Genomic DNA, 5,013 nt, shown 5'->3' with positions numbered 1-5,013 from the left:
GCGGACGGTGGTGCCGGGTCAAGGCACGCTTTCCCGCCTTGACGCGGCACCACCGGCCGTAGTGACAATCGAGCTTCGGGGTGGTGGGCCAGCGAGAGCTGCAAAGAGCCCGATCAGTGGCGCAACAGCAGTGACACGTCACCGAACTCGTGCCACAAATACCGCTCCTCCACCGCAGCGTCATAAGCCCGCTGAACGACCTCCGCCCCCGCCACCGCCTCCAGCAGCAACAAATGCGAAGCCTCCGGGGCGTGCAGGCCCGTGACGATCCCGTCCACCACCCGCGCCGGGCGGTCCGGTCCCAGTACCAGCTCCGTCCAGCCCGACGCCGCGTGCAGCTCACCACCCGACGCCGCCGACTCCAGCGCCCGGGCCGCCGTCGTGCCCACCGCTATCACCCGGCCTCCCCGCTCCCGGACCCACGAGACCAGCGCTGCCGTCGTCGAGGGCACGCGGAAGCGCTCCGCCTGGGGTGGCTCGGCCGCCTCCGGCGACGACACACCCGTGTGCAGCAGGAGCGGCGCGAACAGCACGCCATCCGTCACCAAGCGAGTCACCAGCTCCGGCGTGAACGGCCGGGCCGCCGAGGGCATCTCCGCGCTTCCCGGCTCGCGGGCGAACGCCGTCTGGTAGGCCGCCAGCGGCCACGCCCGCGGCACGTACCCGTAGCGGATCGGCCGGCCCTCCGCCTCGAGCAACGACCGCACGTCCACCGACACCGAAGCCCGCCACAACCGGGCCGCTCCCGGGACCACCGGGGCCAGCAGCGTCAGCGTCGCGTCGCCGGCCAGCGCGAGGCGCTCCCCCGGGCGGCCGTCGAGCAACGGGCCTCCCGGGGCGCGCAGCTCCACGATCCACGAACCGTCGTCCGACGATGTCGCGAAGTGGACCACGACCGGGCGGCCTGCCCGGAGTGCGTCGATCGCCGCCGGGAGCGTGCCCGAGGTGTTGACCACCAGGACGTCCCCCGGCCGCAGGTGCTCGCCCAGCGACCGGAACGCCGTGTGGTGGACGCCCGACGGCGATGCCACCAGCAGGCGGACCTCGTCGCGGGCCAGGCCGCGGGCCTCCGGCGGGGCCGAGGCCGACAGGTCCGCGGGGAGGTCGAACCGGACGTTCATGCCGGCACCAGGAGGTCGGCCGCGCGGTAGCGGCCGCTCGGCGGGCGCTCGTCCAGCAAGCGCAGGAACGCCGGGACCGCCGACGACGGCAGCGGCCGGTCCGAGATGTCCTCGCCGGGGAACGCGCGCTGGTGCATGGCCGTGCGCAGGTCGCCCGGGTCGACGGCGTACACCGACCGGTCCGGGTTCTCCACGCCCAGGACGGCGGTCAGCTGGTCGAGCGCCGCCTTCGCCGAGCCGTAGCCGCCCCAGCCCTCGTACGCCTCCACGGCCGCGTCGGAGCTGACGTTGATCACGACCTCGGGCCGCAGCAGCTGCGTCAGGGCCAGCGGCGCGAAGACGTTGACGCGGTAGACGTCTTCCAAAGCACCCAAGGGATAGCGGGCCAGCGGTGGCAGCGGGCTGACGCCCAGAGAACTCGCGTTGTTGACGAGCAGGTCGAGCGAAGGACAGGCCTCGGCCAGCGAGGCACGGTGCGCCGGGTCGGTGACGTCCCCGGGGATGGCCGTGAAGCCGTCCTCGCGAGCGGCGGCGGCCAGCGCGGCCGCGTCGCGGGCGTCGCCGATGACTGTCCACTTGCGACGGACCAGGGCGGCCGCGAGCGCGCGGCCCAGGCCGGCCGAGGCGCCGGTGACGAGTGCGGTGGGCATGGTTCCTCCTTCGAGGGCTACCACACCATCGTGAGACCTCTACATTACTCGAGGTCAACCGAAGAGCGGCCGCGAAGCGCGTAATACGCTGCCAGCGAAACGACGAGGCCGACGTAGTACGCGAGGTCCGCGCCGTGCAGCGCCGCCGCGACCGGTCCGGTGTAGAGGGACGTGTTCATGAACGGCACCGCGGCGCCGAACCCCACGACGAAGGCCACCACCGCCGCCCAGGGACGCACGGACCCCGACGCCAGGACGTCGACGCGCCGGCCGCCGCGGGTGCGGGCGAGCCAGTCCGGGACCACCACGCCGAGGAACGGCGGGATCCAGTACGAGACGAACAGCAGCACGTTCTCGAACTTCGCCGACAGATCACCGCTGTGCATCCAGAGGATCAGCGCGAACGCCAGCACCGTGACGACCACCGCCGACACCGGACGCCGCAGCCGGACGCCGACCGTCTGCAACGCCAGCGAGCCGCTGTAGTCGTTCATCGCGTTCGACGACACCGCCGCCAGCGCGATCACCGCCAGCGCCAGCGCGCCCATGAAGCCGCCGCCGAGCAGCTGGGCGATCCCGGACGTCGTGTGGTCGCCCAGCGACGACCCCAGCGCGAGCCCGAGGCCTTCGCCGATCGCGTACGAGACGACGAGGCCGAGCAGCGTCGCCCAGAAGACCGCCCGCGACGACACGGACACCGGCAGGTAGCGGCTGAAGTCCGACGCGTAGGGCGCCCACGAGATCGCCAGCGACAACGTGATCGTCGTGAACAGCACGACGCCGCCCGCCAGGTCGGCGCCGGACGCGGTGTCGGCGACGGCGATCGGGTGTCCGGAAAGGACCTTCACGGCCAGCGCGGCGAACGCCAGCACCAGCAGCACGCTCATCACCGCCTGCACGCGGTGGATCAGCGCGTAGCCGAACACCCCGAGCGCGCACTGCAGCACCAGCACGATCAGCACCGCCGCCCAGAACGGCAGCCCGGTCAGCTCGGCGAGGGCCTCGCCGCCGAACAGGCCGACCAGCGCGTCCCAGGCGATCGAGCCGAGCCACTGCACCAGGCCGGGCAGCACGACGCCGCCCCCGAAGGGCAGCCGGGCCAGCGGGAGCTGGCCGGTGCCGGTGCGCGGGCCCCACGTCGACAGGTACGCCACCGGCAGCGAGCCGAGCACGGTGCCGGCGAGCATCGCGGCCAGGCCCGTCCAGAACCCGAGGCCGAGCGACGCCGCGAGGGTGCCGGTGAACACCGCCGTCATCGTCAGGTTCGGCGCGAACCACACGCTGAACAGCCGCCACGGGCGGCCGAACCGGTTGTCCTCCGGCACCGGCTTGATGCCGTGGGTTTCGATCGCCAGGTCCCGCCCGCCGGCCGGCATCCGCCCGCCGAAGACGTCCGCACCCAGGCCGCGTCCGCTCATGTCCAGCCTCCTGTCCCGATCACCCTAAAGCGCAGCCGCGTGGTGTAACGCGACGGCCCGAACGGACGAATCACGGTTAGCCGTTGCCGGACTGCTTCACACACCCGCCAAGGCCCACCGGGAGGGTCGTCGACGTGCAGCACCCGCGGACATCGGTGATGACGGGGCTCCTGACCGCCGGCTGCGCGCTCGGCAGCGTCGCGCTGACGCTCAAAGCCGGCGACGGCACGCACTCGGCGCTCGACACCGCGCTCAGCACCACCACCGGGTTCCTCTTCCTGCTCGCGGGCGCGGTCGCGCACGTGCGGCGCCCGGCCAACCCGATCGGGGTGCTCATCGCCCTGGCCGGCGTCGCGCTGTTCCTCGAAGACCTGCAGTTCACGCGCAACCCGGTGCTGTACACGATCGCCGTCCCGCTGCGCGCCGCGTCCAGCCCGGTGATCGCGCACCTGGTGCTCGCATTCCCGCACGGCCGCCTCCGCTCGCGGTGGGAGCGGCTGCTGGTCGCCGCGGCCTATCTGGTGGTGCTCGGCTCGGGCCTGGTCGGGCTGCTGGTCGACGACGACCCGCGCGACCTGCTGGCGTTCCGGCCGGGCAGCGGTGCCTTCGCCGACCGGGTGCTGGACCTGGCCGCGACGGCGATCAGCGCGGGCGTGGTCGTCGTGCTCCTCTACCGGTGGCTGAGCGGGCGGCTGCCGCAGCGGCGGCTGCTGTCGCCGGTGGTGGTCATCGCCCTGGCCGGCGCGCTGACCTCGGGGGTGGGCACGGCGCTCGGCGACGCCCACCCGCTGTCCGGGCCGCTGCTGCAGGCGTACCGGATCCTGTTCTGCCTGTGGCCGCTGGCGTTCCTGACCGGGGTGATGCGGGCCCGGGTCGGCAACGCCGAGATGATCCGGCTGCTGCTCGAGCGCGACGGCACCGGCCTGGCCGCGCTGGTGCAGGACGACGAGGTGTGGAAGGACAGCCGGTCGATCGACGCGCTCAACGCGGCCGCCGGCCTGGTGCTGGACAACCAGCGGCTCACCGCGGAGCTGGAGCAGCGGCTGGCCGAGGTGCGCGCGTCGCGGGCCCGGCTGGTCGCGGCCGGCGACGAGGAACGCCGCCGGCTCGAGCGCGACCTGCACGACGGCGCCCAGCAGCGGCTCGTCAGCGTGGTGCTGCTACTGCGGATGGCCGGCCGCCGCTCCGGGGACGGGCTGCCGCCGGAGATCCGCACCCTGCTCACCGGCGCGGTCGACGAGCTGCAGACGGCGATCACCGAGCTGCGCGAGCTGGCGAGGGGCATCCGCCCGGCGATCCTCACCGAAGCGGGCCTGGTCGCGGCGGTCCGGTCGCTGGCCGACCGGATCCCGATGGAGGTGGCGCTGACCGTCGGCACGGTCCCGCGCCTGGACGCGGCGGTGGAGGCGACGGCGTACTTCGTGACGTCGGAGGCGCTGACCAACGCGCTGAAGCACGCCCGGACCGATCGCGCCGACGTCCGGATCGAGGTGGCTGGGGCGGAGCTGCGGGTCGAGGTGACCGACGCCGGTGTCGGCGGCGCGGACGCCGAGGGCGGCACGGGGCTGGCCGGGCTGCGCGACCGGGTGCAGGCGCTCGGCGGGGAGCTGGACGTCACCAGTGGGGCCGGGGGTACGACGGTCACCGCGGTCATCCCGCTCGCCGCCGGAACGCCGTGAAGGCCACGCCGGAAGCTCCGACGTGGCCTTCACCGGGGTTGTGCCCTAGATGTGATGTCCAGGGACGTTGTCCCGAGTCGAGGTGACCAGGAGCGGCCTGTCGTGCTGACAGGTGAAGGCCTCCGGTTGTGAAGTGGAGCTGTCG

Annotated in this window: 4 protein-coding genes; 1 reads left to right on the top strand and 3 read right to left on the bottom strand. The window is 73.4% G+C overall.

Features of this window, described 5'->3' with window-relative positions:
• Nucleotides 1-113 precede the first annotated feature (113 nt).
• From ACWDN5_RS46210 to ACWDN5_RS46200, 3 genes are read right to left on the bottom strand one after another with little or no spacing between them, the layout of a single operon-like run.
• Nucleotides 114-1,121 (bottom strand): S-adenosylmethionine:tRNA ribosyltransferase-isomerase, encoded by a 1,008-nt coding sequence (locus ACWDN5_RS46210; RefSeq protein WP_449680730.1) that lies wholly within the window; start codon nt 1,119-1,121, stop codon nt 114-116.
• Nucleotides 1,118-1,771 carry an SDR family NAD(P)-dependent oxidoreductase gene (locus ACWDN5_RS46205; protein WP_449680729.1) on the bottom strand — a complete coding sequence of 218 codons (654 nt, stop codon included), beginning with the start codon at nt 1,769-1,771 and terminating at the stop codon, nt 1,118-1,120. Before ACWDN5_RS46205 ends, ACWDN5_RS46210 begins: the two co-directional genes overlap by 4 nt.
• A gap of 44 nt (nt 1,772-1,815) precedes the next feature.
• Complete coding sequence (locus ACWDN5_RS46200; protein WP_449680728.1) at nt 1,816-3,189, bottom strand: purine-cytosine permease family protein; 1,374 nt, start codon at nt 3,187-3,189, stop codon at nt 1,816-1,818.
• A 158-nt stretch (nt 3,190-3,347) separates the two neighbouring features.
• Here ACWDN5_RS46200 and ACWDN5_RS46195 point away from each other — a divergent pair, with 158 nt between their 5' ends.
• Complete coding sequence (locus ACWDN5_RS46195) at nt 3,348-4,868, top strand: sensor histidine kinase (RefSeq protein WP_449680727.1); 1,521 nt, start codon at nt 3,348-3,350, stop codon at nt 4,866-4,868.
• Nucleotides 4,869-5,013: the final 145 nt, after the last annotated feature.

Source organism: Amycolatopsis sp. NPDC003731, assembly GCF_053586895.1.
This window is presented reverse-complemented; position numbering and strand designations above follow the sequence as displayed.

What these genes read in the sequence shown, in the direction of transcription:
- ACWDN5_RS46210 (WP_449680730.1), bottom strand. Translation starts at nt 1,121, where the DNA reads ATGAACGTCCGGTTCGACCTCCCCGCGGACCTGTCGGCCTCGGCCCCG.
- ACWDN5_RS46205 (WP_449680729.1), bottom strand. Translation starts at nt 1,771, where the DNA reads ATGCCCACCGCACTCGTCACCGGCGCCTCGGCCGGCCTGGGCCGCGCG.
- ACWDN5_RS46200 (WP_449680728.1), bottom strand. Translation starts at nt 3,189, where the DNA reads ATGAGCGGACGCGGCCTGGGTGCGGACGTCTTCGGCGGGCGGATGCCG.
- ACWDN5_RS46195 (WP_449680727.1), top strand. Translation starts at nt 3,348, where the DNA reads ATGACGGGGCTCCTGACCGCCGGCTGCGCGCTCGGCAGCGTCGCGCTG.